Here is a 26206-nt window from a genome sequence, read left to right on the forward strand (position 1 = left end):
CGCTGAGCCGCGGGCGGCGGCCAGGGTCCGCCGCTCAACCGACTGCCTCCTGGCCGACGGTGAAAGCCCGCCGCCCGTCGACCCTGTTTCCCGCTTGGGACACCTACGGCATCGACGACACCTGCCAGCACGAGCCCCCCGAGCCCGTGGCGCGCGTCTGAAAGCCCGTGGCCGGGTGGTGAACGCGGCCACGGCGCGCCGTCCGGCCCGGTATGGACACCGATCCGGCAGGCCCGTCGGGCGGGCCGATCCGCGGTCGGGCCGCCGGATGGGGGCGTCAGGCCGGTTGGTGAGTTCGTGAAGTGGCTTCGTGAGGTCTTCGTCACCACCGATTCACCGGAGGGTATTGCAATCCATTCATGGAAGAGGAACCCTGCATAGACATATGCAGGCGGTGGTGCGGCCCCGAGCTCTGGCGTGCCCGGCCCCGCCGAGGAACGGCAGGACGGAGCACGTGGTGGCACAGGCCATGGTCGAACGGCGTTCCATCGACGTCATCCCCGACGAGGAGCGCCATGGGACGGCGTTCTCTCAGTTCACCCTCTGGCTCGGGGCCAATCTCCAGATCACCACGGTCGTCACCGGCGCGCTTGCCGTCGTCTTCGGCGGTGACGTGGTCTGGTCCGTGGTGGGGCTGCTCGTCGGCAATCTGCTGGGCGGCGCGGTCATGGCCCTGCACTCGGCGCAGGGGCCCCGGCTGGGCCTGCCGCAGATGATCTCCTCGCGGGCGCAGTTCGGGGTGCGCGGAGCGGTCGTACCGCTGGTCCTGGTGGTCGTGATGTACATCGGGTTCTTCGCCAGCGGTTCGGTGCTCGCCGGCCAGGCGGTCGGCAAGCTGACCCACCTCGGCCCGGTGCCCGGCATCATCGGCTTCGCCCTGGTGACCGGTGTCATGGCGACCGTGGGCTACCGGGTGGTCCACGCCCTGGGCCGGGTGGCCAGCGTGGTGTGCGCGCTGGCCTTCGTCTACCTGGGTGTGCGCCTGATGGAACGAGCGGATCTCGCACACCTCGCACACCAGCACCACTTCGCGCTGCCGATGTTCCTGCTGGCCATGTCCTTGTCGGCGTCGTGGCAGCTGGCGTTCGGGCCGTACGTGGCGGACTACTCGCGCTATCTGCCGCGCACCACGTCCGCACGGGCCACGTTCGGCTGGACTCTGGCCGGTACGGTGCTGGGTGCCCAATGGTCGATGAGCTTCGGCGTGCTGGTCGCGGCCACCGCCGGCACGGCCTTCGTGGACGACCAGGTCGGCTACGTGGTGGGCCTGGGTGGGACCGGTCTGGTGGCGTCCTTCCTGTACTTCGTCATCGCGCTGGGCAAGCTGACGGTGAACGTGCTCAACACCTACGGCGGATTCATGTCCCTCGTGACCAGCGTCAGCGGATTCCGCGGCCGGCGGGTGCTGTCGCAGCGCGGTCGTACCGCCTACATCCTGGGCATCATGGTCGCGGGCACCGCCGTGGCGCTCGCGGGGCGCACGTCGTTCCTGGACTCCTTCGCCGACTTCCTGCTGTTCCTGCTGACGTTCTTCACCCCGTGGTCGGCGATCAACCTGGTGGACTACTACCTGCTCTCCAAGGAGCGGTACGACCTGCCGGCCCTGAGCGATCCCAACGGCCGTTACGGCGGCTGGCGCTGGGATGCCCTGCTGGTCTACGGCGTCGGTCTCGTCGCCCAGTTCCCGTTCCTGTCCACCAGCTTCTACACCGGCCCCCTGGTGACTCCGCTCGGCGGTGCCGACATCTCGTGGATCGTCGGTCTGATCGTTCCGGCCGTGCTCTACGCGGCCCTGGGCTCCCGCCGTGCCCGCACCGCACCGCCTTCCCCCACGACCGCCGACGCGTCCCGCACCGCCTCGCGCGCCAGCTGAAGTGATCCGTCGCCCGAGATCACCCGGCGCCCCTGCGGACGCGTGCGGGAGGTGAGGGGCTCCCTCCGGGAGACTCGGCCAGGGCCTGCCCGGCGGGCCTTCCAGCGGCGACGGTCCCGCCCCGATTCGTCCGCGCCGGTCCCGCCTTGCGGGCACGGCCAGCGTGCTGGTCAGCGGTCCCGCCATGACGGTGACGGAATCCGGCACGACACGGGACGACACGACACGGTACGGCACGCGCACGGCACGCTCGCCGCCACCGTCGGTGCGCACGGCAGCCGCCTGCCATACCCGCCCGTGCCGTTCCGTAAGTGTGGCTCCCGCAGCGGGCGACGTCGGCGGTCATGCCGTACGGGACCCTCGGAGAAGAACGGACAGCGGCCCAGGTCATGGCCGAGCGGGGCACTGGTGAACTCTTCTGGCGACGGACATGGGGAAATCCTTCATGCGCTGTCCATCCGCAGGAAAGGTCCGGAGCAGCGCTTTTGTTGCCGCCCTGAGTTCCAGCTGCTCGATCACACCTCGCTGACCAGCAATAATGCAGGATTCCGCCATTGACTGGCGGAAAATCGCTGGTTAGCTTCGGTGCATGACCGAGGCAGCCCTCAGGGACACCATCGACGAACTGGACCGTCGCGTCATCGCAGCGCTCCAGCTCAACGGCCGTGCCCCGTGGAGCGCGGTGGCGCGCTGGGTGGGTGCCAGTGAGACCACCGCGCAGCGCCGCTACACGGCTCTGCGTGAGCGGGGGCTGCTGCGCGTGTCCGGAACTCTGGAGCTGGACCGGACCAGGGAGGGATCCTCCATGATGGTCCGGGTCCAGGCCCGCCCGGGTCGTGGGCTGGAGGCCGCGGCCCGGTTCAGTGAGAGCCCCGACGTCCGTTTCGTGGCCGTCGTCACCGGATCGGCCGACCTCATCGTCGACTTCGTTGCCCGTGACAACGAGGAGATGATGCGGATGCTGTTCACCGATCTTCCGGCGACCGACCTCATCACGAGTACCGAGGCCGTTCCCGTCATACGGTCCTTCACCTCGGCGGCGATGTGGGACACCGGCTTGCTCCCGCCCGCGGCGGCCGCCGAACTCCGGCCGGCCTCGTCCGCGCGCGACCGCCCCGACCGGGACCGCGCGCCACAAGCGCTCACCCCGCTCGAGCAGGAGATCGCCGCAGCGTTGAGGGAGGACGGCCGGACGCAGGTCAGTGTCCTCGCCCGGCATATGAACCGTGCCGAGTCCAGCGTCGCCCGCGCCATGGACCGGCTCATCTCCCGTGGCGTCCTCCAGTTCCGCACCCTCGTCGAACCGTCCCTGCTCGGCTTCGACGCGGAGTTCATGGTGTGGCTGTCCATCGAACCCGGACAGCTGGACGCCGCCGGCAGGCAGCTCGCCAAGCATCCGGGGACGAAATTCCTCGGCGCGACCACCGGGCGTTTCAACCTCATCGGACACATGGTCCTGCCCCGGCGCGCAGACCTGCACCCCTACACCAGCGAGGTCATCGGCTCGCTGCCCGGACTCATCGCCTCCGACGTGACGCTGCACCTCGCCACCATGAAGTACTCCTGGTACCGGATGGACCGACCCGTCTGAACCACCGGCCCACCCGCCCACCGGCCCTGCCCACCCTCGCCGCGCCGCGGCCCCTTCACCTCCGCTCCTCCCCGGCCCGTATCACCCTCAGGGAGTCACCCATGCCCTCAGAAGACTCCAGCCTGCCCGCAGAGAGCTGGCGCTGGCCCGAGACCACGTGGCGCGGTCACGTCGACGCCGTGCGCGCCGGACAGCGCCTGGTCCCGAACCGCTGGCCCGGCGACGCCCGCGTCGCCGTCGCCCTGTCGTTCGACTCCGACCACGAGACGATCCCCCTGCGCGACGGCGAGACCAGTCCCGGCCGACTGGCCCAGGGCGAATACGGCGCCCGCGTCGGCGCGGCGAGAATCCTGAACCTGCTGGCGCACTACGGCGTCCCCACCACGTTCTTCATGCCGGCCGTCGCCGCCCTCCTCCACCCCGAGGAAGCCCGCGCGTACACCCAGGACGGGCACGAGCTGGCCGTACACGGCTGGATCCACGAGCGGAACATGCTCCTGGGCCGCGCGGACGAGCGGGAGCTGACCGCTCGCGCCCTGGACACCCTCACGACGCTGACCGGGCAGCGTCCGGTCGGCATCCGGACTCCCTCCTGGGACTTCTCCGAGTCCACCCTCGCGATCATGCTCGAGCTCGGGTTCGCCTACGACTCCTCGCTCATGGCCGACGACGAGCCCTACGAGATCCTCGCCGGCGGGCGCCCCACCGGTCTGGTCGAGATCCCCGTCGACTGGATCCGGGACGACGCGCCGTACTTCACGATGGATCGCTACGGGTCCGTCCGCCCCTACAGCCGGCCCCGCGACGTAGGGGAGATCTGGCGGGACGAGTTCGACGCCGCCTACCGCGACGGCGGAGTCTTCCAGCTCACGCTGCACCCGCACGTCATCGGTCACCGCTCACGCCTGGTGGTACTGCGCGAACTGCTCGACCACATCACCGCGCACCACGACGTCTGGTTCGCCACCCACGCCCAGCTCGCCGACGCCGCCCGCGGCGTGCTGCACGGCTCCACCACCGCCCGTACCGTCCCCTCGGAGCACACGCCATGACCACCGGATCTGCCATGTCCGCCGGGTCCCGGAAAGAAGAGGGCGGCGTGTCCGCCCCGGGGAAACTGCGTGCCACTCAGCGCAAGGCCATCGTCGCAGGCACCATCGGCAACACCGTCGAGTGGGTGGACTGGGCGCTGTACTCGATCTTCGCGAAGATCATCGCGGATGAGTTCTTCCCCAAGGGGGACGGCGCGGTCGCCCTGCTGTCGACTCTCGCCGTGTTCGCGGTCGGGTTCGTCATGCGCCCGGTCGGTGCCGCCGTGCTCGGCGCCTACGCCGACCGCCACGGCCGCAAGAAGGGCATGACGCTCACCGTGGCCCTGATGGCGGGAGCCGGCTTCGTGATCGCCATCACCCCCTCCTACGAGCAGATCGGTGTCCTCTCGCCGCTGCTCCTGCTCATCGCCCGCCTGGTGCAGGGCTTCTCCGCCGGCGGCGAGTTCGGTTCGTCCTCCGCCTTCCTCGTCGAGTCCGCAGCCCGGGGCCGCCGGGCCTTCGCCGGGTCCTGGCAGCAGGTGTCGGTCGCCGGCGGTGTCCTGATCGCCTCCCTCCTGGGCACCCTCACCACCTCGGCGCTCAGCGACGGGGCGCTGCACTCCTGGGGCTGGCGCGTCGCGTTCGTCTTCGGAGGACTGCTGGGACTGGTGGGTCTGTGGCTGCGCGTCTCAGTCGAGGACACCGAGTCCTTCGCTCGGACCCAGGGCAGCGGCCGCACCCGCAGCAATCCCGTCAAGGCGATGCTCGTCGAGCATCCGGCAGCCACCCTGCGCGTCGCCGGCATCACGATCGCCGGCACGCTCACCTACTACATCTGGGTCAACTACCTGCCCACGTACGCGAATCTGACCACCGGCATCCCGCTGAAGACGGCACTGCTCTCCCAGACCCTGTGCCTGATCGTCTTCGTGGTCGCGCTGCCCTTCGCCGGAGTGCTCTCGGACCGGATCGGACGCAAGCCGACGATGGCCGGCTTCGCCGGCGGGTTCGTCGTCCTGGCCTGGCCGCTGCTGCACCTGCTCGGCAACAGCTTCCTGAGCCTGTTCCTGGTCCAGCTCGTGGGCATGCTGCTCATCCTCGGCTACTCCGCCAACTGCGCCGTCATCATGGCCGAGCAGTTCCCCGCGGAGGTCCGGGCCACCGGCATCGCCCTGCCCTACGCACTGGCCGTCGCCGTCTTCGGCGGCACGGCGCCGTACATCACGACGTGGATGCACGAGAGCGGCCACAGCGACCTGCTGTGGATCTACGTGTGCGCGGCATCGCTGATCTCCCTCGTCGTCTACCTCACCATGCCCGAGACCAAGGACAAGGACTTCACGTGATGCGGCACGTTCTCATCACCGGCGCCGCGGGCGGTATCGGCAGCGCGACCGCCGAGGCGTTCGCCGGCCAGGGTGCGTTCCTGACGCTCACCGACCGCGACCACGACGCACTCCGGGCCACCGCCTCCCGCTTCGGCACGAGCGCCGCGACCCGGGCCGCCGACCTGACCGATCCCGGCGCGGCGACCGCCCTCGTCCAAGAGTCCTGGGCGGCGCACGGTCCGGTGGACGTCCTGGTCAACGCGGCGGGCATCTACCCCTCCCTGGACATGGCCGACGTCGACGCGGCCGCCTGGGACCGGCTGTTCGCCGTCAACGCGCGCGCCCCCGTCCTGACGACCGCGGCACTCGCCCGCCTCGCCATGGCGGAAGGCCGGCCCGGCTGCGTCGTCAACATCTCCTCCGGCTCGGCCCTGCGCTCACGCCCGGGGGGCGGACCGTACGCCAGCTCGAAGGCGGCCCTCGAAATGGCCACCCGGGCCGCCGCCCTCGAACTGGGCGGACACGCCATCCGCGTCAACGCGGTCAGCCCCGGCTTCGTCCTGGTCGACAGCGACTGCAATCCCGTCTCCGCCGAGTACGCCAAGGCCATCAGCGTCAACCCGCTGGGCCGCCCCGGAACGCCCGAGGACATCGCCCGCGCCGTGTGCTGGCTCGCGGGACCCGACGCCTCCTGGATCACGGGGGAGGTCCTCCGCGTCGACGGCGGGTCGAGCACCGGAGCCCTCCACCTTCCCCGGATCTGGCAGTCCGACGACACCCGCGCCACCGCGGCCCCCGCACCCGTGGCGGCCGTCCCCACGACAGAGGAACACGCCCGATGAGCGACACCAGCCCGGAACGAGCCGCCTACACCATCGTCGGCGCGGGAGCGATCGGCGGTACTCTCGCCTTCGCCCTCGCCCGCGCGGGCCACCCCGTCACCCTCGTCGACACCGACCGTGAGCACGTCGACGCCATCCGCGCGCACGGACTCGTCCTCGCCCAGGGCGACGGCCGAACCAGCGTCCCGGTGACCGCCACCACCCCCGACACGTTCACCGGCCGGCTACAGCGCGTCCTGCTGGCAGTGAAGGCTCAGGCCACCAAGAGCGCGGTCGACTGGATCGCTCCCCGCCTGGACCCGGACGGGTACGTCGTCTCGGTGCAGAACGGTTTCAACGAGGACCTGATCGCCCAACACGTCGGCGCTCACCGCACCGTGGCGGCCTTCGTCAACATCTTCGCCGACGTCATCGAACCGGGAGTGGTCCAGGACGGCGGCGCGGGAGCCCTGGTCATCGGCGAGCCCAACGGCGCCCCCCTCAGCGCACGCGTCCGCGACCTGGTCGCCGACCTGCAGAGCTGGGGCCCCGCTCGGGCCGGCGACAACATCGAGGGCTACCTGTGGGCCAAGGCGGGATTCGGCGCGATGCTCGCCGCCACCGCCCTCGCCGACGCGCCCATGGCTGACCTGATCGACCGCCACCGCCCCGCCATGGCCGGGCTCACGGCGGAGATATTCGCCGTAGCCGACCAGCGCGGCGTCACTCTCCAGGCGTTCGACGCCTTCGACCCCCACCCCTTCCGGCACGGCGCGGACGCCACGGCACGCGACGCCGCCTTCGACCGTCTCACCGCCTGGCTGCGCACCCAGACCAAGGACCGCAGCGGCATCTGGCGTGACCTGGCCGTACGCCACCGCCCCGTCGAAGTCACCACCCACTACAGCGACGTCATCGCGTACGCCACCCAGATGGGGCTGCCCACAGCCCTCCTGCGGACCGTCATGGACGGACTGCGCGAGCTGGAAGGCACACCGCAGAAGATGTCCGAAGAGCGACTCGACGCACTCGACCGGCTCACCGGGCAGCCGACGCCCCGGCACATCCCCGCCGACGAACAGACCGCGCCCGTCCGGCGCTGGCTGGCACACCACCGCGAAGACATGGTCGCCGACCTGGCCGCCTACACCGCCCAGGGCAGCGCCAGCGACGACCTGGACGCCCTCGACGCCTGTCTCGCCTGGCTGCGCGACTGGCTCGACCAGCGGCTCGGAGCCCCGGACACGGAAGAGATCCTCCCGCGCGCCGAGGCCGGCGACATCATGATCCGCCGGTACCCGGCGCACGACGCCACCGCGGCCGACCAGCGCCCGGTCATGCTGGTGGGACACTACGACACCGTCTGGCCGACCGGCACTCTGGACACCTGGCCCTTCCACCGCGAAGGCGACGCCATCAGCGGACCCGGCGTCTTCGACATGAAGGCCGGCCTCGTCCAGGCGGTCTGGGCTCTGCGCGCCCTCCACGCGCTCGGCCTGCCCCGACCGGCCGTCACCCTCGTGCTCAACGGCGACGAGGAGACCGGAAGCCTCGCCTCCCACGAGGCGATCGTCGAGGCGGGCCGCGACTGCCGACTCGCCATGGTCTTCGAAGGCGCGGCCGACGGCGCCATCAAGACCGCCCGCAAAGGCGTGGGCCTGTTCACCCTGACGGTCATCGGCACCGAGGCCCACGCGGGACTGGACCCCACCGCCGGAGCCAGCGCCGTCGACGAACTCGCTCACCAGATCCTGCGCTTGACGGAACTCCGCGACCACGCGGCCGGAACCACCCTCAACATCGGAGTGATCGAAGGAGGCACGCGCAGCAACGTCACGGCCGGCCGCGCCGGCGCACACCTGGACATCCGCGTGGCCACCGCCCCCGAACAGCAGCGCATCACACAGGCCCTCGCGGAACTCCGCCCCGTCGACCCCCGCACCCGCCTTGAGATCACCGGAGACTGGAACCGCCCCGTCTTCGAACGCAGCGAACCCGTCGCGGACCTCGCGCACCTGGCGAAGACCTGCGCCCGACGGCTCGGACACGACCTCGCGGAGGCGTCCGTCGGCGGAGCGAGCGACGGCAACTTCCTCGCGGCAGCCGGTGTACCGGTCCTGGACGGCATCGGAGCGGTCGGCCACGGCGCACACGCCCGCTCGGAGAGCACCTCTGTGTCCGGCATGGTCACCCAGGCCGCGTTGACCGCCACCATCCTCACCACACTCGCCGGAAAGTGACATCCGGCCCGCGGCAGGACGCAGCCCCGCACCGGACCGCCCGCCTGGCAGGCGAAGTGCTCTTGCACGGCGCAGCTCGCATGAGATCGGTACACAAGATGCGGTGCACGCGGCACCGCCCGCGACGTGGAGCGGATCCGGAAAACCTGCGCAGCACGCTGCCGCCGCTCCAGCCGGCCAAGCCCCGGGACACCGTCCCGGGGCCGTGCTGCCCTGGCCCGCGTACCGGGTGATCGCCGCCGAATGCGCCACCGGCCAGTCCACGCCGGGCCGGCTCATGGCGTCCACCGCCTCGGTGATGAACGGAACGTTCTCCGCGAAGCGCCAGGGGAGCCGCGCGCCCGCCCAAAGTCAGTGGTCACTCGGGGGGCATGGGAGGCGAAGGCACGCCGCCACCGACGGCCTCGGCCGCGCCCTCGCCCTGCGCCTCGCGACCGAGGACGACGTCCGACTCGTCCTGCACGGCCGCGACCCCGCCAAGCTCGAGCGGCTCCTCGCCGAGGTCCTCGAGTCCGGCGCCACCGCACCTGTCACCGCGACCGCCGACCTGTCCGGCCTCGACCAGGTGGCCGGGCCGGCCGATACCATCGCCGACAGCGTCGACACCCTCGACGTGCTCGTGAACAACGCGGGCATCGGCTCCGGCGAGCCCGACGGACGCGAGCGCCGCACCAGCCGCGACGGCCATGAGCTGCGCTTCGCGGTGAACTACCTGGCGACCTTCCTGCTCACCGAGAACCTGCTCCCGCTCCTGCGGGCCTCCACGACCACGCAGCACGCCGCCCGCGTCGTCCACGTCTCTTCCCTGGGCCAGCACCCGCTCGACTTCGACGACCTCATGCTCGAACGCGGCTACTCAGGTACGCGCGCCTACGGCCAGAGCAAGCTCGCGCAGATCATGCACTGCTTCGACCTCGGCGGACGGTTCGCGCCCACCGAGCTGACCGCCACCTGCCTGCACCCCGGCAGCTACATGCCGACCAAAATCGTCCTGTCCGAGATCGGCGTCACCGCCGACACCCTCGACTCGGGAGCCGAGGCCACCCGCGGGCTCGCCGTCGACCCCGCCCTCGAAGACACCACCGGCCAGTTCTTCGACCGCCTCCGACCCGCCCGCGCGAACGACCAGGCCTACGACGAACAGGCCAGGGCGACCCTGCGCGCCCGCAGCCTCTCACTCGTGGACGGCCACCTCGCGACGACGCGCTGACCCGGCGCCGGCCCAGGCGGCCAGTTCGGCCCGCCACTCCGCCAGGTCCAGGTGGAGCGGCAGGCCGTGCGAGCGCTGGGTGATGACCGTGCGGATGGCTGCTCTCCTCGGACGTTCCAGGGGCGGGCAGATCAGCAAGGTCCGCAATGAGGCGTTCGCCAACCGCCAGAGCCAGGGGAACGTCATCGCCACCGCCATGGGCGGTGCTGGCTTGTGCTGGCAACAAGCTCAGGCTGACGGCCAGGCGCCGAACAGAAGGAACCCGGCGTCTTCGCGACCGTCGGCCACCAGGAATGAGGGAGCGCCCGGCACATGTCGTGTCAGGCGCGGCGTCCTCGGCCTGCCCGCGCGAGTCTCGATCGCCGCACGCGGGCAGGCCGTCTTTCGCGTTGTCCGCTACGCGGTCTAGTTGCCGCGCAGCACCGTCGTGGCCTTGTTCCCGGCGTAGTCCTCCAGCACGGCGACGACCTTGCTGGTGGAGCCGGCCATGGTCACTGTCATCGCCGGGCGGGTGGTACGGCCGCGGACGATGTACGGCTTGTTGCCCGACCCGTACGTCGTGGCGAACGACTTGGGCTGACCGTTCTCCAGGACGGTCAGGGTATGCCAGTCGGCAAGTGTTGGACGGGAGAAGGTGAAGGTGTTGCCCGATATCTTGACGGCGGTGGCGGGGTAGGGGCTGATCTCGGTGTCGGCGAAGGTGCCGCGTACACCTGTGGCCGTGCCGTTCTCGGTTTTCGCGGTCAGAAGGTATTCGTCCCCGTTGACGGGTACGCCGGTCAGGGTCGCGCTCGTCTGCTGACCGGTCACCGTGACCTTCTTGGTGAAGGGGTTGGCAGTGTCGAGGCTGCGGACCTCCAGCGTGACCGGCCGGCCGGTCTGCCTCGGGGACCATGTCGCCTTCAGCATCCCGTCGGAGCCTGCCTTGGCCGTCAGGCCGGCCGGGGCCGAGGACAGATCGAAGGACACGGTCGCGGGCTTGCTCCGGGATCCGTCGGGGCCGACCGCGACGAGCTTGATCGTCCCTGATGTGGCGGTGAACCGCTTGACGTAGTAGACGTCGTCGTAGATGCCACCGAGGTAGGTGTCGTCGAGATAGACGTCGTAGCGGCGGACCGTGTCGTAGTCGCTTCGGTGCCAGGACAGGAACAGCTCGTCGCTGCCCGGCAGCAACTGGTCGATGCGCAGCTTCTCGGGCTTGGCCGGGGTGCGGTCGACGCCGTCGTGCAGGGCCAGGGCACCCAGGTTGACCTGGTAGTTCTCGATCGGCTGTGCCCCGGCGGCGACCACGAGGCCCAGTGAGGCGATGTGCTCACCGGCGTACTTCGACAGGTCGGCGGACACGGTGGTCCAGCCCTCGGTGCGTTGACCGGAGCCGGACAGCGGCACCTGCACCACCTTGCTCGGGTCGGAGGCCAGCACCAGCGCGAGCCGGAGCTGGGAGTCATCGTCCGCCGAGGGCTTGTTGTACGTCAGGGAGAGGGACGACTTCGCCTTGACGCTCAGGTCGGTCTTGTAGAGGCGTACGGTGTTGTCGCTGTCGAGCCTGCCGCTGAGCACCAGCGAGCTGCCCCCGTCGTAGGCCCCGATCTTCTGGTAGGAGAAGCGGCCCGCGGGCGTGTACTTGGGGCCGTAGTCGAAGTCGGCCTTGAGCGGCGAGCTCGCGGCGTCGATCCACCACTGCCAGGTCACCGGGATGTCCTGGAGGTTGATGTTGCCCCATTCGGCGTCGTTGGAGAGCTTGCCGCCGCTCCAGGTCGACAGGCCGTGTCCGGTGTTGAAGGACGTCGCGAAGGTGCTCCCCTTGATGACCGAGCGCTCGGCGATGTACTTCGAGATGCCCTTCCAGCTGCCCTCAGGCGTGGTGGACCCCTGGGACGAGCCGGTCCACCAGCGGCGTTCCCGGTCGAAGACCGCCGACTGGGCCGTGTCGTCGGTCTTGTCCGCGTAGTCGGAGGAGACGAAGTCGGCGCCGAGCGTGGCGATGGCGTTCATGGGCGCGCCGTCGGCGCCGAGGTTGTCGTCGAGGTGGTACGGCTGGTCGAACTGGTACATGCCCGCCTCTACACCGGCGAAGACGCGTCTGCGGGGGTTGAGGCCCAGGCTCTCCGCATAGCTCTTGGACCGGGTGAGCTTGGACTTGTCCCACCAGTAGTTGAGGAAGACCGAGTCGGACACATCACCCTCGGCCTCGTCCCGGACGAACGGGGCGTTGACCGCGTTGAACTCGTTCTGGTACGAAACCCGGCCCGTGGCGTTGTCGATGGAGTCGTACCACTGCACATACAGGCCGCCGTCGCGCAGCTGCTTGAGGAAGCGCTTGAAGGTGGGGATGTCGGCCGCGGCGACCGCGTCCTCCTGGTTGAAGAAGTAGCCGTCGAAGCCGTAGTACCTGGCGACCTCGACGAGCTTCGCGGCGGCGGGGAAGTCGCCGGCGGCGTCCCGGACGAGCAGTTCGGAGTACGTCTGGTCGCCACGGTCGTTCGGGGAGAAGAAGATGCAGCCCAGCGACCGCACGCCGTTCGCGTGGGCGGCGTTGGTGTAGCCGGGATTGGGCAGGTTGACCGCCCCGAACTCGAACCACTTCTCCTTCCAGTCGAGGTTGGGGTCGTAGTAGTCCACGGGCACGCCCTCGGTGGGCATGCCGTGCCAGGAGGCGTACACATCGGAGTACTGCCAGTAGTTGAAGAGGTACTGACTGAACTCGTTGGTGTACGGGTGGCTCTCGAAGAAGGCGTTGCCGTAGTCGCCCGCGAGGGTGAGCTGCTGGGTGTCGGCGGGCAGCGCCGGGTTGCGCTGGGTCGTGGCATTGGGGGCGATACGGGTCTGCAGCGGCACCTTGGCGCGCAGCAACTCGGCGTCGGTGTCATCCGCCGGGTTCCACCGCAGCAGATCGGTGGGGGAGTAGCCGTGCTGGTAGGGCTGGTTGGCTCCGACGGCGCTCTCTCCCGTCCAGGGGAGGGTGTCACTGGCCAGAGCGGTGCCGGCGCCCAGGGTCAGGGCCAGTGCCGCTGCCAGGACACTGGTACGTGCACGGGCCGAGGCCCGTCTTCTGGCGCCGTGTGATCGTGCCATGCCTTTCGTCCCTTTCTCTCATGTGGTCCGGCCTGGGGGCGGGGCCGACCAGCTGGGTGGTGTCGGCCAGAGGGGCGGCTTACGGACGGATCGTGGTGCGCTGATCCATCACGTACAGCTCGGTGCGGGCCTGGGCGGCGGTCGCGCCCTCGGCGAAGCAGCGCTCGGCGGGCAGGTCCCAGGCGACGGTGACGCGGGTGCGCGGCGGGACGGTGACCCGGCGGAAGGCGAGCAGTTCGCGGCGCCGGGGCAGCACCGTCCCGCCGGTGCGGTGACCGAACAGCGGCGTGATGACCTCGGCTTCGGTGGGGGCGGGGTTGGAGACGTCCACCTCGACGCGTACCGATCGCCCGGACACCTCCGCGGTGAGGCGGTCGAATCCGACGCTGGTGTAGCGCAGCCCGAATCCGAAGGGGAACAGCACGGGGTCGGGCGCGTCCCGGTAGACGCCGACGGCCGTGTGGCGGTCGTTGTAGCGCACCGGCACCGCGCCGGGGTGGCGGGGCGCGGTGAACGGCAGCAGGCCCACCGGTTCACAGCCGCCGAGGAGCGCGTCGCTGATGGCCTCGGCGCCGTGCGGGCCGGGGTAACCGGCCCACAGCACGGCGTCCGCGTGGTCCGTCACGGTGGTGAGCACATGCGGCCGGCCCGCGATGACCACCGCGACGACGGGGCAGTCGGACCGGGCGCGCACGGCGGCCACCAGGTCGTCCTGGCCTCCGGGCAGGGACACGTCCGCGAGGTCGACGCCCTCTCCCGCGGTCGCCACGGAGGCGGGGCCCACGACGGCCCCGTTGGCGGCGAAGCCGTCGTCGTACGCGCGGTGGCTGGTGCCGCCGAGGGCGAGGATCACGACATCGGCGCCGCTCAGGTCGGCCTGCGAGGGCAGGCCCCGCGGGCATACGATCTCGGCCTGGGGCAGCGCCTGGCGCAGCGCGTGTTCCAGCGGTACGGCCGACCGCTCGGCAAGTGGCGGCACGTAGTCGCCCAGCATCGCGGTGACCTCGCGGGCGTTGGGGCCGGCGAGCACGACCTTGGTGAGGGAGCGCGGGGCCAGCGGCAGCAGCCGGTCCGGGTTGTGCAGCAGGACCAGGGACTGCCGGGCCAGGCGCCGGGACAGCCGGTCCGTCGCGCGGAACGCCGGCTCGAGCCGCTCCCGTCCGGCCGGCGGGGCCTTCTCTTCGGCGCCGGTCGCCTCCTCGGGCAGGAGGCCCAGGCGGTGTTTGAGGGTGAGCACCCGGCGGCAGGCGGCGTCGACGAGCTCGGCCACCCGAGTGTCCTGGGCGGCGGCCGACTCCAGCAGCGCGAAGGACTCGTCCCACAGCGAGAGATCCACGCCCGCCTCGAGGGCGGCCACGGCCGCGGCCGTCGGGCTGCCGGCCATCGCGACCAGGCGGTCCACGGCCAGGCCGTCCGCCATCACGATGCCGTCGAACCCGCACTCGGCGCGCAGGAAGCCGGTGAGCAGCTCGCGGTTGGCGCAGCACGGCACGCCGTCGATGTCGTTGTAGGCGGCCATGAAGCCCAGCGCCCCCGCCTCCACCGCCGCCCGGACGCTCGGCAGATGCAGTTCGTGCAGGTCGCGGCGGCCGATGACGGCGGACTGGCCGTTGCGTCCGCCGACCGCCTCGCCCTGGCCCGCCAGGTGTTTGAGCACCACGGCGACGCTACCGGCGCCCCGCGCGCCACCGGGCCCGCCCTGCATTCCGGTCACCACGGCGCGGGTGAGTTCGGCGGCCAGCAGCGGGTCTTCGCCGAAGCACTCCTCGGCCCGCCCCCAGCGCGGGTCGCGCAGCAGGTCGAGCGCCGAGACCAGCGCCAGATGCACCCCGCTCGCCGCGAGTTCGGCGGCCACGGCCGCCGCCGCCTCGGTCAGCGCGGCGGGATCCCAGCCCGCGGCGACGGCCAGGTTCGTGGGCAGCAGCGTCCCGCCGAGGGCCTGGTGGCCGTGGGGTGCCTCCTCTGAGAGCAGCACCCCGATCCGGTGACGGCCGGCCCGTACCACTTCCCCCTGGACCAGCGCCGCGACCTCGGCGCGCTCCTCGGGGCGGATGCCGTCGGCCCACGAACGGCCCGACCAGGCATCGGCGCGGAACAGCCCGTACAGCGCCCCGAGGCCGCCCCATCGGTCGATCTCGGCGCGGGCCCGGTCGGTGAGCCGGAAGCCGCCCCGGGGGGCGCGCTCGACGGCCTGCCAGCCGTACAGCCGCTGGTTGAGCTGGCCGACCTTCTCGCGCGGGGACAGCTGGGTGAGGACGCGTTCGACGGCGGCGGGCGTGGGGCCCTGCGCGTGTTCAGTCTTCGGCATGGGTGTGAGTCCGGTTGAGTACGTCCGCGTCGCTGACCGAGCTGTAGAAGGTGCGCCCGGTCGGCTCGGCGTGGACGAGGGATTCGATTCCGCGCGCGCTGAGCGCGCCCGGGTCGGCGGCGGTGGCGGAGGTGACGAGGGCGGGGCGCGCCCCGCCCCGGGCACCTCGCATCCACGCCTCGAACACGCCGCCGCCCGGGGACAGTTCGGCGCGGGAGACGGGGATGTCCTCGTCGTCGACCGGGATCACGACGGCCTCTCGGCGAGGCGCGGGACGGGGCCGGTCACGGAGCTCCTCGGCGAGCGCGGCGAAGCGCCGTCCGATCGGCTTCACCCGGCCATCGGCGTCGATGAGGCCCAGGCTGTGCTCCAGCTCCGGGAAATCCCCGAGCCGGCGTTCCACGTCGTGGGAGCACCACCAGGTGACTCCCCACAGCGCTTCGCTGTCGGCCGCCGCCCGGACCGTCTGCTCGCAGAAGTCCGGCGCCTGGTCCTCGGTGAGGTGGTTCAGCGGGGCCCCGACCTCCTGGAGCCACACCGGGCGCGCCGGGTCGAGGGCGAAGGCGCGTGACAGCTCGATCAGGTACGCGGCGTGGTGAACGCTCTCGTGGGACATGGCGCCGTAGCCCTGCGCGGTCCCGTTGAAGATCCACGAGTGCACCACGCTCATCTGGCCGTGCCGGCTGGAGTGGGCCGGGACGAAGGCGTGGTCGTCGGCGTACCAGACGGCGTCGTATTCGGCGTTGAGCCTGAAGTGGCGGGGGTCGCGCGGCCCGGTGCCGTGCAGGGCCTCCAGCCAGGACGTCACCTGCTGTGTCGTGGCGGGCATCCGGTTGGGGTGCACCGCCGAGGTGAACTGGTTGACCTCGTTGCCCAGCGTCAGTCCGAGGAAGTTGGGCAGGTCGTGCAGGTGCTCGTCGAACGCCTCGACCAGCAGCGCCTGGGCGGCGATGGCATCGGGGTCGCTGAACATGCTGCGCCGGTGCCAGTTCGCCAGCCAGCTCGGCACGAAGTCGAAGCCGGACAGGTGTCCCTGGAGGACGTCGACAGCGGCGTCGAGACCGGCCTCCCCGGCGATCTCCACGACCTGGCGGATGTCCTGGAGGGCGCGGCGGCGGATCAGGGTCCTGTTCGGCTGCACCACGGGCCACATCGGAAGGATGCGTACGTGGTCGATGCCCAGGCCGGCGAGGGCCTTCATATCGCGACGGGTGACCTCCCGGTCGGGGGCCAGCCAGGAGTAGAACCAGTCCTGAGAAGGCGTGTAGTTGACTCCGAATCTCAGCATGTCAACCTTTCAGGCCGCCGGCTTCCAGCCCGCGGAAGAAGTAGCGCTGCAAGACGGCGAAGAACACCACAATGGGAACCAGGGCGATGATGGTGCCGGCCGCGATGAGGCGCGGATCGTCGTAGAAGGTGCCGTGCAACCGGTTCAGGCCGACGGTGAGGGTGTAGTTCTGCTCGTCCGACAGGACGATCAGGGGCCAGAGGAAGTCATTCCACGAGCCGACGAAGGCGAAGATCGCAACCACCGTGATCACGCCCTTGACCTGGGGCACGGAAACCCGGATGAACCGCTGCCAGGCGTTGGCGCCGTCGACGATGGCGGCCTCTTCGAACTCCGCGGGAAGGTTGCGGAAGGCGTTGCGCATCAGCATCACGTTCAGCGCCGCCACCAGGGTCGGCAGGACGACCCCGAACAGCGTGTTCACCAGCCCGGCGGTCCTGATCGTGAGGAACTGCGCGATCAGGACGGTCTCGGAGGGGACCAGCAGGGCGGCCACGACGACCGCGGTCGCCAGGCCTCTGCCGCGGAAGCGCAGCTTGCCCAGCGCATAGCCGGCGCAGGTGGCTCCGACAACGTTGCCAACCACGGCCATGGCCGCCACCGCCAGGGAGTTCAGCAGATAGCGCGGCACGGGGACGCGGTCGAGCACCGTGGCGAAGTGGTCGAGCGTGGGATGTTCGGGGATCAGCTGGGGCGGCCGGGTGTACAGGGGTTCGCCGGCGCCTTTGAGCGACAGCGAGAGCTGCCACACCAGCGGTCCCGCCAGGAGCACGACCATGAGCAGGAGGGCGAGATAGCGCGCCACGGAGCCCGGCCGGGCCCTGCGCCGCCGGGCGGCCGTGGGGTGCGCGCGTGGGGAGGGATGAGCCATCAGGAACTCCTCTGCTTCCGCTGCATGGCGAGTTGCACCAGCAGCAGCGCGCCGAGGACCACGAACATGAAGAGACTGATCGCGCCCGCGTATCCGGTGCGCGCCTGCAGCCCCGTGCCCTCGCGCTGGATCAGCATGGTCATGGTGAGATCGCCTCCCCCCACTCCTCCGGTGCCGCCGGTGAGGACATAGATCTCACCGAACACCCGGAAGGCCGCCACGGAGGACAGCACGGCGATAAGTGTCATCGTCGAGCGCACCCCGGGAACCGTGACGTTGAGGAAGGTGCGCACCACGCCGGCGCCGTCCATGGCCGCCGCGTCGTACAGGCTCTGATCGATGTTGGCCAGGGCCGCGAGGTAGATGACCATGTAGTAGCCCAGGCCGGTCCACACCGTCACGAACATCGCGCTGAAGAGCAGCAGCCACCGGTCGCTGAGGAAAGGCACGGGCCCGGCGACCATGTGGAGCGTGCTGAACAGCGCGTTGACCAGGCCCCGCTTGTCGAGCATGTTCGTCCAGATCAGCCCGACGACGACCGGCGACATGACGACGGGCAGATACATGGTGGTGCGGAAGAAACCCGAAAGCCGTCCCGCTCCGCTCACCAGCGTGGCGAGGATGAGCGGGAGGACCACCACGCAGGGCACCACGCACACGGTGTAGAGCGTGGAGTTCAGCAGGGCCGTGGTGAAGCGCTCGTCGTCGAACATCCGCTGGAAGTTCTCCCAGCCGACGAACTGCCCCTGCCGCAGCAGCGTCGAGTCCGTGAAGGCCAGTCCCAGCGTGTTCGCGAACGGCACCATGACCATGAGCACGATGACGGTCAGCGCGGGCAGCAGAAACAGCCACGGGGTCAGGATCCAGCGATGCGTTGCCAGGACGGTCCCCCCGCGGCGAGGCCGGCGGCCGCCTCGCTTCAGGGGGGTCCCACGCTGAACGGAGAGCGTCACTTGTCCGCGTCCAGGCGCTCGTTGGAGTACCGGACGGAGTCGTCCAGCGCCTTCTTCGCCGACTTCTTGCCCAGCAGCGCCTGGGCTATCTGCTCACGCAGCGTCTGGCTGTCGGCCGCCCCGGAGAACGCCGGCGGCCACCACACGACCGCCTTCTTCACCTGTTCGGCGCTCTCCAGCCGCACCTCGGTGGCGAGGTCCCCGTCGTCCTTGGTGAAGTACGGGTCGTCCAGTGTCCCGGCCGACGAGGGGAAGACCGACGCCTTCTTGGCGAAGGAGAGCTGATGGGCGGAGTTCGTCACATACTTGGCGAAGGCGCTGGCCAGGGCCTGGTTCTTGCTGCCCGCGTTGACGACCAGGGACTCGATGTACATGTTGGGAGCGCTGTTGCTGATCCGCGGCCCGATGCCCAGATTCTTGTAGACCTCGGGCGCGGTGGCCTTGAGGTCGCCCAGCGTGTAGGAGCTGCCGGGCAGATAGGCCACGTGGCCCGCCTTGAACTCCTCGGCCTCCTTCGTCTGAAGGTTGTTCAGCGCTTCCTCGTCCATGCCCTTCTTGGCGTACAGCTTGCGGAACCGCTCGACGTACTCCACGCCCTTGGCGTCGTTGTACGTGAACTTCTCGCCGCGCTTGTCCATGAGCGGCACGCCGTACTCGCCGAAGGTCTCGATGGCGGGCATCCTGGCGATCATCATGGTGTCCGAGCAGTTCTCGGCCATGGTTTCCGCCTGGTCGAACAGCTCGTCGTAGTTCGCGGGCAGCTTGTCGGGGTTCAGCCCGCACTTCTTGAACAGGGCCTTGTTGAAGAACGACGGCCCCGTGTTCAGGTACCACGGGTAACCGTACGTGCCGCCGCCCAGACCCTTGAACGTCATGGCCTCCCATGCCTTGCCCAGGTACGCGCGCTTGGCCTCCGCGTCGGTCTTGTTGAGGTCGAGCAGTACGCCCGCCTGCGCCAGGGTGTAGGCGGCCTCCGGCCCCATGTCGACGACATCGGGGAGGGAGCCCGCCGCGGCGTCCGCCGACAGCTTGTCCTGGTAGCCCTCGGCGGGCTGGTCCACCCATGTGATGTCGGTGCCCGGGTGGGCCTTCTCGAACGCGGCGATGAGGTCGTTGAAGTACGGGGTGAACTTGTCGTTCTTCAGGTTCCACGTCTGGAAGGTGATCTTGCCGGACAGCTTTCCGTCCGATGACGTGCCCGTCGAGCCGCCGCCGCCACCGCCGGTGACGCAGGCGGACAGCATCAACGATCCGGCAGCGAGCCCCGCGGTGAACGCGGTCCGTCTTCCCACTGACTTCATTCGTTGTCTCCTCACAGGGGATGTCTGGTGGCGCCTTCGTGTCAGGTGGCGATCCGCAGGGTCGCCACCTGGAAGGGGCCGAGATACAAGGCGGCGCCGTCGGCGGGACGGCGGGTGCCGGCCCGCGTCCGCGGCAGCGCCGCGGGCAGGTCGTCCTCGACGGCGCCCTCGGTCGAAAGCTCGCGCTCCAGCAGATCGGTCTCCCATACGACGGCGTCCACGCCGAGCTCCGCGCAGGGTCGCAGCAGGGCCTGTGCCGGGCTGCCCTGCGTCTCGTAGACGCGCACCACGAGGTCCCCCGAGCCGTCGTCGGCGAGTTTGACCCAGTCGACGATCGCGTGGCCGGCCAGCGGCTCCAGCGCCACGAGGGGTTCCAGCGGCGGGAGCGCCGCGAGGTCGGGTGCGTTGAACGCGGCGGCGGCCTCCACCGTGGCGGGCACGTCGGCGCCGGGGAGCAGCGCCCAGCGGAAGTGGTGGCGGCCCGCGTCGGCGTCCGGGTCGGGGAAGCGGCTGCCGCGCAGCAGCGAGAGCCGGACCACGGTGGAGTCGCGGTCGGCGCGCGCGTCGGCGCCGTACATGGTGTCATTGAGGACGGCCACGCCGAAGCCGGCGTCGGCCACCTGTATGTAGCGGTGCATGGCGGCCTCGAACATCGCGTCCTCCGCCGCGGTGTTCACCACAAGCGGCCGCTCGACGTATCCGTACTGCGTCTCGAACCGCGCCGTTCGGGCCATGACGTGGACCGGCAGGGCGACCTTGAGCAGCCGCTCACGCTCCTGCCAGTCGACCTCGCACTCCGTCTCGAACCGCCCGGTGCCCGCCCTCAGCCACATCGTCAGCGTGACCGTCGACGCGCCGAACCGCCGGACGACCTCGACACCGGCGTCGGGTCCGTCCTGGACCACCGTACGGCTGGTCACGTCGTCGACCACCTGGAAGTTCCGCAGGGCGTGGCGGTCCACGTCCCACGCGTCCCACCGCACCGGCTCGTCGCGGAACAGCTGCAGTACGCCCGCGCGCCCGCCGGGCGGCACCACCTCGCGGCCACCGCGCAGGTCGTACAGCGAGGTGACGTGGCCGTCGGCGTCGACGACGACCCGCAGCAGGCCGTCGTCCAGAACGGTGGCACCGGCCTCCCCGTCGGAGACCCGGACGGGTCGCGGCTCCCCCGCCGCGTCGGCGGCGCGCGCGGACCCGAACGGAGGGAGCGGCCCCGCCGGCTGCCCGGCCGTCGGAGTGCCGAGCGCCTCGGCGGCCTGGTCGATGAGCTCGCGCAGGCGGGCCTCGGTGGCCTCGTAGGTGTCCCGGGCCTCGCGGTGCACCCAGCTGATCGAGGTCCCCGGGAGGATGTCGTGGAACTGGTGCAGGAGCACGGTCCGCCAGATCTCGTCGAGGCTCTCCCGCGGATAGGGCGCTCCCCGCAGGACCGCGGCCGCGGCGCCGAGGTACTCGGCCGCCCGGAGCAGCGACTCACAGCGCCGGTTGTGCCGCTTCATCGCCACCTGGGACGTCAGGGTGCCCCGGTGCAGCTCCAGGTACAGCTCTCCCCGGTGGACGGGGGCCAGCGGCGGCGCGGCCGACTCGACCTCGCGCAGCTCCGCCTCGGCGTCCTCGAAGAACTCCGTGGGAGTCCGGGACACCACGCGTGGCGCGCCCTCCAGGTCGGCGAAGCGGCGCAGCCGTTCGGCCATCTCCCGGGTGGGGCCGCCACCGCCGTCGCCGTAGCCGTAGGGCAGCAGCGAGTGCGAGGCGATCGCCTTGTCCTTGAAGTTGGTGACCGCGTGGCGCAGTTCGCGGGCCGTGACCTCGGCGGCATAGGTCTCCGCGGGCGGGAAGTGGGTGAAGATCCGGGTGCCGTCGATGCCCTCCCACCAGAAGGAGTGGTGCGGGAAGGTCGTGGTGTCGTTCCAGGAGATCTTCTGGGTCAGGAACCAGCGGGCCCCGGCCCGGCGTGCCAACTGCGGCAGCGCGCCCGAGTAGCCGAACGAGTCGGGCAGCCACACCTCCCGCGCCTCGATGTCGAAGCGGCTGAGGAAGTACCGCTTGCCGTAGGTCAGTTGGCGCACCATGGACTCGCCGGTGGGTATGACGCCGTCCGGCTCCACCCACATACCACCGACGGGCACCAGCCGCCCCCGCTCGACATGGTCCCGCAGCCGCGCGAAGAGTTCGGGGTAGTGCTCCTCGAGCCAGGCGAAGTGCTGCGCCGCCGACATCGTGTAGACGAGGTCCGGGTCCGCGTCCAGCAGGGCGAGGGCGTTGGAGACGGTCCGGGCGAGCTTGCGCACCGTCTCACGCAGTGGCCACAGCCACGCCGAGTCCATGTGCGCGTGCCCCACCGCGGTGATCCGGTGGGCGGTGAAGTGCGCGGGAGCGGCCAGAAGCGGCGCCAGAACGGCGCGCGCCCGGCGGGCACCGGCTTCGGCGTCCGCCTCGTCGTAGACGTCGAGGGCCTGCTCGATCCCGCGGAGCAGCCGCCAGTGGCGCGGCTCGTCCTCGGTGAGTTCGGCGGCCAGGCCGCCGACCACGTCCAGGTCGGACAGCAGGGCGTGCACCTCCGGCGAGAACGCGGCGGTCTCCGCGCGCCGCAGCCGGAACTGGTCGAACGGCTCCCGCGCTCCCTTCTCGCCGTGCTCGGTGACGACGAAGGGCGGCAGGCCCAGCAGGAGCGGGTTCGCCGCGGCCTCCACGTAGAGCACGAAGCGGCCGTCGGAGTCGAGCAGCCCTGGGTCGACATCGCCTCCGGCGAGCCGGATCGCCGTCTGCCGCGGGTGCAGGCCCTTGACGATGGTGCCGTCCGAGGTGAAGACCAAGCCCTCGCAGTGGCCTCCGACGGAGTGGTCGAACCAGCCCAGGTCGAGCAGCAGGTCGACCGGTCCGGGTGTCCCGGGCTCGACCTGGCCGCGGACGCGGAACCACGTCGTGGACCACGCCGGCCCCCATGGGTCGCCCAGCGCGAAGGGGCGGTAGTCGGGGCGGCTGCGGCCGGGCTCCGACGCCAGCCCGAGCGCGTGACGGGGACTCACCGGCTCGCCGTCGTCCCCGACCGCCCATGCCTCGATCTCAACGTCCCCCAGGTGGCGGTGGACTTGCGGAAGGATCCGTTCCCGGCGTACGCGGTCGAGCCGCTCAAGCGTCCTGCTGAAGTGATTGTGCATGCGTGGTTCTCTCCGTGGCGGAGGAGCGACAGGCCATCTAATACGTTTTAGTAGTGGCGTAAGTGGCCACAGGCTAATACGTTTCAGTTCGGCGGTCACCGCAGCGCGTTGTCACGTTTGGGTAAAGTTCACGTGCGCCACGATGGAGGGTCGATGTCACTGAAGAAGAACGCCTCGTCAGGAGCGGAGGCGGACTCGGGCTCCCCCGGACGCACGCCCAGCGGGGAGCCGCCGCCCCGGCTGCGCAGCACCGACATCGCACGGCTCGCGGGCGTCTCCGTCGCGGCCGTGTCCATCGCGATCAACGGGCGCCCCGGACTGAGCGATGCGACCCGCAAGCGCATCCTCGATGTCGCGGATGAACTCAACTGGCGTCCACACCTGGCCGCTCGGGCGCTCAAGGGCGCGACCAGCGACGTGGTCGGCATCGTCATCGCCCGTCCCGCGCGCACGCTGGGCGTCGAGCCGTTCTTCGCCCAGTTCCTCTCCGGGCTGCAGTCCTGTCTGTCCAATCGAGGCATCGCCACCCAGTTGCTCATCGTCGAGGACACCGCGACCCAGATCGCGGTCTACCGGCGCTGGGCGGCCGAGAACCGCGTCGACGGGCTCGTCCTGCTCGACCTCGAGGTCGACGACGTACGGCCACAACTCGTCGCCGATCTCGGCATTCCCACCGTCGTGCTGGGAAGCCACGGCAGCCCCATGCCGCTGACCAGCGTCTGGGTGGACGACCACGCCGCGACGGTCAGCATCCTGGACCATCTGGTCGGCCTCGGACACCGGCGCATCGGCCACGTCAGCGGCATCGTGTCCTACCAGCACACCCAGCGCCGGCTGCGGGCGATCGACGACGTACGCGAGGCGGCGGGCATCGACGTGACGTCCATCGCCACCGACTACTCCGACGCCCAGGGCGCAGTGGCGACCCGCCGACTGCTCGAGGCGCACCCGCGCTACACCGCGGTCGTCTACGACAACGACGTGATGGCGGTCGCCGGACTCGGCGTGGCCACCGAAATGGGCATTGCCGTGCCCGACACGTTGTCCGTCGTGTCCTTCGACGACTCCGTCCTCACCACCATGGCGCGCCCCACCCTCACCGCGCTCACCCGCGACACCTTCGCACTCGGCACGCTCACGGCCACCGAACTGCTCCGCGTCATGGCCGAACGCCCCCAACCCCGCCCCGTCCAGGCCCCCACCCCCCAGCTCGTCGTACGGCAGAGCACCGCCCCTCCCGCCGAGGGAGCGGACGCCGGACGAGGCTGAACCGGGCGCCGGGACGACTGGATACGCCTGGGACTGTTCGCCCGGCTGCGCACCCTTCTCGAGGTCGGTCGCGAGGTGGAGCTGTCGAAGCTGGGAGGGGGCGGCGGAGGCGGGGACGGCCGGCCTCGCCCGTCAGTGCGGGGACGGGGCCCGTGTGTGCAGGCCGAGCCGTCGCGCGTCCTGTTCCGGCCGGATGGCGGTGATGGCCGAGGCGCCCGCCGGCAGCATGACCGCGGCTGCGATGAGGAACGCGGCCGCAAACGAACCGCGCGCGAAAGGGGCGGGCGGAGCCCGTCCCCGTCCGCGCCGTGCCACGGTGCCGTCCGCGTGGCCGGTGAACGCCACGTGCGCCGTCAGCCGTTGTGGCGCGGCTCTTTCATCAGTTCGAAGACCCGCTTCTGCACCGCGTCGGATGCCTTGGCCAGTGAGCCGGAGTCGAAGGGGGGCTGCGGGTCGTACTCGATCAAAAGCTGAATCGCCTGGGCGGTCACTTCGTCGGTCAGCAAGGCGGCCAGAGTGAGGGCCATGTCGATGCCGGAGGATACGCCGGCCGAGGTGATGACCTTGCCCTGTCGGACCGTACGCTGGGGGGTGTAGACAGCGCCGTACGACGCCAGCGTCTCCACCTCGCTCCAGTGGGTGGTGGCGGTCAGGCCCTGCAGCAGGCCCGCTGCGCCCAGCACCAGGGACCCGGTGCAGACCGAGGTGGTGAACCGGGTGCGGTCGTGGACGCGGCGCACCCAAGCGAGGAAATCGTCATCGGCCACCATGGCCTTGAAGCTGCCCCCGCCCGGGACCAGCAGGACGTCACAGTGCTCCACCTCGGAGTACGTGGCCGGGACGTACGTCGGCAGGGACCCCAGCGCATCCTTCACGGGGCCCTTCTCGGCCCCGACGAACCGTACGGAGGCGCCGGGGATGTGGGCGAGGACTTCATAGGGTCCGACCACGTCGAGCGGCTCGTAGTCGTCGTAGAGCGGGATCACGATGTTCATGGCGGCTTCCTCTTTCCCGGATGACCTCACGGTGCGGATGTCGGATTGCGACGCGGACGCTGCCGCCGCACTGGCGGCGAGCGGCAGCGCGGCCGCAGCGGCCATACCGGTCCCGAGGACAGTGCGCCGGGACACGGTGGCTGTTCGAGCGCGCTTGGGTTTGCTTGTCATGGCTAGATGGTCGGCTGCGGGCCCACGTCAGTTCCCGTACGCACCTGGCTGAGCCCTCGGACCCAAACCTGCCCGCCGGTGACCGGCGGTCATCCGCGTGCTCCCGGCCGCTGCTGCCAACCCCCACCGGGCCGTCCGGGAGCCCCGTTTGTGACCCGGTCGGCCACTGCGGTTAGATCAGGTGCGTGGAGCTTCAACAGCAGATCGCGGACAGCCCGTACGGCTATCCCGACTGGCGCAGCGTCCCCTACGTGGGCGAGCGCCGGGGTGCCGGGCCGGATGAGGATGCGCTGGGCCGTTTCGGTGCCCGCCTGGCCGCCCGCGTGCTGGACATCGGTGTCCTGATGGCCGCGGTGTTCCTGGCGAATGTGCTCACCGACTACGCCGGGGGCGGCTTCACGGTGCTCTTCATCGTGGTGGTGGCCGGGTACGAGCCGGTGTTGACCACGGTGTACGGGGCCACGCTGGGCAAATGGCTGTGTGGGCTGCGGGTCGTCAGGCGGGACGACGGTGGCGGGCTGGGCTTCGGCCGGGCGCTGTGGCGCTGGGCCTGTGTACTGATCGGGTGCGCCATACCGGTCCTGGGGATCGTCAACCTGTTGCGGTGCGCCTGGGACCGGCCCTACCGTCAGTGCCTCCACGACAAGGCCGCGGATACCGTCGTCTGCCGCGTCCAGCGATGAAACCCGCCACGATGATGCTGATCGCGCGACAGATATCGTG

Annotated in this window: 18 protein-coding genes; 9 read left to right on the forward strand and 9 right to left on the reverse strand. The window is 70.6% G+C overall.

What is annotated here, in order from left to right; genetic code table 11:
* The first annotated feature begins 469 nt into the window (after window positions 1–469).
* From PS467_RS40475 to PS467_RS40505, 7 genes are all read left to right on the forward strand, one after another.
* The gene (locus PS467_RS40475; protein ID WP_311040101.1) at window positions 470–1873 is read left to right on the forward strand and encodes a purine-cytosine permease family protein; all 1404 of its coding nucleotides are present in this window, start codon (window positions 470–472) and stop codon (window positions 1871–1873) included.
* Between the two features lie 589 nt (window positions 1874–2462).
* Complete coding sequence (locus tag PS467_RS40480; RefSeq protein ID WP_311039504.1) at window positions 2463–3464, forward strand: Lrp/AsnC family transcriptional regulator; 1002 nt, start codon at window positions 2463–2465, stop codon at window positions 3462–3464.
* A 101-nt stretch (window positions 3465–3565) separates the two neighbouring features.
* Complete coding sequence (locus tag PS467_RS40485) at window positions 3566–4516, forward strand: polysaccharide deacetylase family protein (protein ID WP_311039505.1); 951 nt, start codon at window positions 3566–3568, stop codon at window positions 4514–4516.
* A 14-nt stretch (window positions 4517–4530) separates the two neighbouring features.
* Entirely contained in the window at window positions 4531–5841 is a 1311-nt protein-coding gene (locus tag PS467_RS40490; protein WP_432280788.1) for an MFS transporter, read from the forward strand.
* Complete coding sequence (locus tag PS467_RS40495; RefSeq protein ID WP_311039507.1) at window positions 5841–6665, forward strand: SDR family NAD(P)-dependent oxidoreductase; 825 nt, start codon at window positions 5841–5843, stop codon at window positions 6663–6665. Before PS467_RS40490 ends, PS467_RS40495 begins: the two co-directional genes overlap by 1 nt.
* Entirely contained in the window at window positions 6662–8884 is a 2223-nt protein-coding gene (locus PS467_RS40500) for a 2-dehydropantoate 2-reductase (protein ID WP_311039508.1), read from the forward strand. The genes PS467_RS40495 and PS467_RS40500 overlap by 4 nt, the downstream gene beginning before the upstream one ends.
* A 205-nt stretch (window positions 8885–9089) precedes the next feature.
* On the forward strand, window positions 9090–10094 hold the full coding sequence (locus PS467_RS40505; RefSeq protein WP_311039509.1) for an SDR family NAD(P)-dependent oxidoreductase: 1005 nt from the start codon (window positions 9090–9092) through the stop codon (window positions 10092–10094).
* Here the strand turns inward: PS467_RS40505 and PS467_RS40510 are convergent.
* From PS467_RS40510 to PS467_RS40545, 8 genes are all read right to left on the reverse strand, one after another.
* Window positions 10059–10280, reverse strand: a complete 222-nt coding sequence (locus tag PS467_RS40510) for a hypothetical protein (protein WP_311039510.1) — start codon at window positions 10278–10280, stop codon at window positions 10059–10061. The genes PS467_RS40505 and PS467_RS40510 overlap by 36 nt on opposite strands.
* 219 nt (window positions 10281–10499) lie before the next feature.
* Window positions 10500–13169 (reverse strand): endo-beta-N-acetylglucosaminidase, encoded by a 2670-nt coding sequence (locus PS467_RS40515; RefSeq protein ID WP_311039511.1) that lies wholly within the window; start codon window positions 13167–13169, stop codon window positions 10500–10502.
* 79 nt (window positions 13170–13248) lie between these two features.
* On the reverse strand, window positions 13249–15477 hold the full coding sequence (locus PS467_RS40520) for a glycoside hydrolase family 3 protein (RefSeq protein ID WP_311039512.1): 2229 nt from the start codon (window positions 15475–15477) through the stop codon (window positions 13249–13251).
* Window positions 15464–16765: a glycoside hydrolase 5 family protein gene (locus PS467_RS40525; RefSeq protein WP_311039513.1), complete on the reverse strand. Its 1302-nt coding sequence runs from the start codon at window positions 16763–16765 to the stop codon at window positions 15464–15466. Before PS467_RS40525 ends, PS467_RS40520 begins: the two co-directional genes overlap by 14 nt.
* A 1-nt stretch (window position 16766) precedes the next feature.
* A complete protein-coding gene (locus PS467_RS40530; RefSeq protein ID WP_432280700.1) occupies window positions 16767–17636 on the reverse strand; it encodes a carbohydrate ABC transporter permease in 870 nt (289 codons plus the stop codon).
* On the reverse strand, window positions 17636–18589 hold the full coding sequence (locus PS467_RS40535) for a carbohydrate ABC transporter permease (protein WP_432280701.1): 954 nt from the start codon (window positions 18587–18589) through the stop codon (window positions 17636–17638). The genes PS467_RS40530 and PS467_RS40535 overlap by 1 nt, the downstream gene beginning before the upstream one ends.
* Entirely contained in the window at window positions 18586–19890 is a 1305-nt protein-coding gene (locus tag PS467_RS40540) for an extracellular solute-binding protein (RefSeq protein WP_311039515.1), read from the reverse strand. Before PS467_RS40540 ends, PS467_RS40535 begins: the two co-directional genes overlap by 4 nt.
* A 41-nt stretch (window positions 19891–19931) precedes the next feature.
* Window positions 19932–23048, reverse strand: coding sequence for an alpha-mannosidase (locus tag PS467_RS40545; protein ID WP_311039516.1), 3117 nt, complete (start codon window positions 23046–23048; stop codon window positions 19932–19934).
* Window positions 23049–23201: 153 nt separating this feature from the next.
* On the opposite strand from PS467_RS40545, the gene PS467_RS40550 reads away from it, so the two are divergent.
* Entirely contained in the window at window positions 23202–24317 is a 1116-nt protein-coding gene (locus PS467_RS40550) for a LacI family DNA-binding transcriptional regulator (RefSeq protein ID WP_311039517.1), read from the forward strand.
* Between the two features lie 353 nt (window positions 24318–24670).
* Here the strand turns inward: PS467_RS40550 and PS467_RS40555 are convergent, their stop codons facing one another.
* Window positions 24671–25312 (reverse strand): DJ-1/PfpI family protein, encoded by a 642-nt coding sequence (locus PS467_RS40555; RefSeq protein WP_311039518.1) that lies wholly within the window; start codon window positions 25310–25312, stop codon window positions 24671–24673.
* A gap of 356 nt (window positions 25313–25668) precedes the next feature.
* Between PS467_RS40555 and PS467_RS40560 the strand changes: the two genes are divergently transcribed.
* Window positions 25669–26166, forward strand: a complete 498-nt coding sequence (locus tag PS467_RS40560; RefSeq protein ID WP_311039519.1) for an RDD family protein — start codon at window positions 25669–25671, stop codon at window positions 26164–26166.
* Window positions 26167–26206: the final 40 nt, after the last annotated feature.

This window comes from Streptomyces luomodiensis, from assembly GCF_031679605.1.
Classification (GTDB): Bacteria; Actinomycetota; Actinomycetes; order Streptomycetales; family Streptomycetaceae; genus Streptomyces; species Streptomyces luomodiensis.

Bases quoted from the DNA above. Each gene is read 5' to 3' on its own strand.
- PS467_RS40475 (WP_311040101.1), top strand. From the start codon at position 470: ATGGTCGAACGGCGTTCCATCGACGTCATCCCCGACGAGGAGCGCCAT.
- PS467_RS40480 (WP_311039504.1), top strand. From the start codon at position 2,463: ATGACCGAGGCAGCCCTCAGGGACACCATCGACGAACTGGACCGTCGC.
- PS467_RS40485 (WP_311039505.1), top strand. From the start codon at position 3,566: ATGCCCTCAGAAGACTCCAGCCTGCCCGCAGAGAGCTGGCGCTGGCCC.
- PS467_RS40490 (WP_432280788.1), top strand. From the start codon at position 4,531: ATGTCCGCCGGGTCCCGGAAAGAAGAGGGCGGCGTGTCCGCCCCGGGG.
- PS467_RS40495 (WP_311039507.1), top strand. From the start codon at position 5,841: ATGCGGCACGTTCTCATCACCGGCGCCGCGGGCGGTATCGGCAGCGCG.
- PS467_RS40500 (WP_311039508.1), top strand. From the start codon at position 6,662: ATGAGCGACACCAGCCCGGAACGAGCCGCCTACACCATCGTCGGCGCG.
- PS467_RS40510 (WP_311039510.1), bottom strand. From the start codon at position 10,280: ATGACGTTCCCCTGGCTCTGGCGGTTGGCGAACGCCTCATTGCGGACC.
- PS467_RS40515 (WP_311039511.1), bottom strand. From the start codon at position 13,169: ATGGCACGATCACACGGCGCCAGAAGACGGGCCTCGGCCCGTGCACGT.
- PS467_RS40520 (WP_311039512.1), bottom strand. From the start codon at position 15,477: ATGCCGAAGACTGAACACGCGCAGGGCCCCACGCCCGCCGCCGTCGAA.
- PS467_RS40525 (WP_311039513.1), bottom strand. From the start codon at position 16,765: ATGCTGAGATTCGGAGTCAACTACACGCCTTCTCAGGACTGGTTCTAC.
- PS467_RS40530 (WP_432280700.1), bottom strand. From the start codon at position 17,636: ATGGCTCATCCCTCCCCACGCGCGCACCCCACGGCCGCCCGGCGGCGC.
- PS467_RS40540 (WP_311039515.1), bottom strand. From the start codon at position 19,890: ATGAAGTCAGTGGGAAGACGGACCGCGTTCACCGCGGGGCTCGCTGCC.
- PS467_RS40545 (WP_311039516.1), bottom strand. From the start codon at position 23,048: ATGCACAATCACTTCAGCAGGACGCTTGAGCGGCTCGACCGCGTACGC.
- PS467_RS40550 (WP_311039517.1), top strand. From the start codon at position 23,202: ATGTCACTGAAGAAGAACGCCTCGTCAGGAGCGGAGGCGGACTCGGGC.
- PS467_RS40555 (WP_311039518.1), bottom strand. From the start codon at position 25,312: ATGAACATCGTGATCCCGCTCTACGACGACTACGAGCCGCTCGACGTG.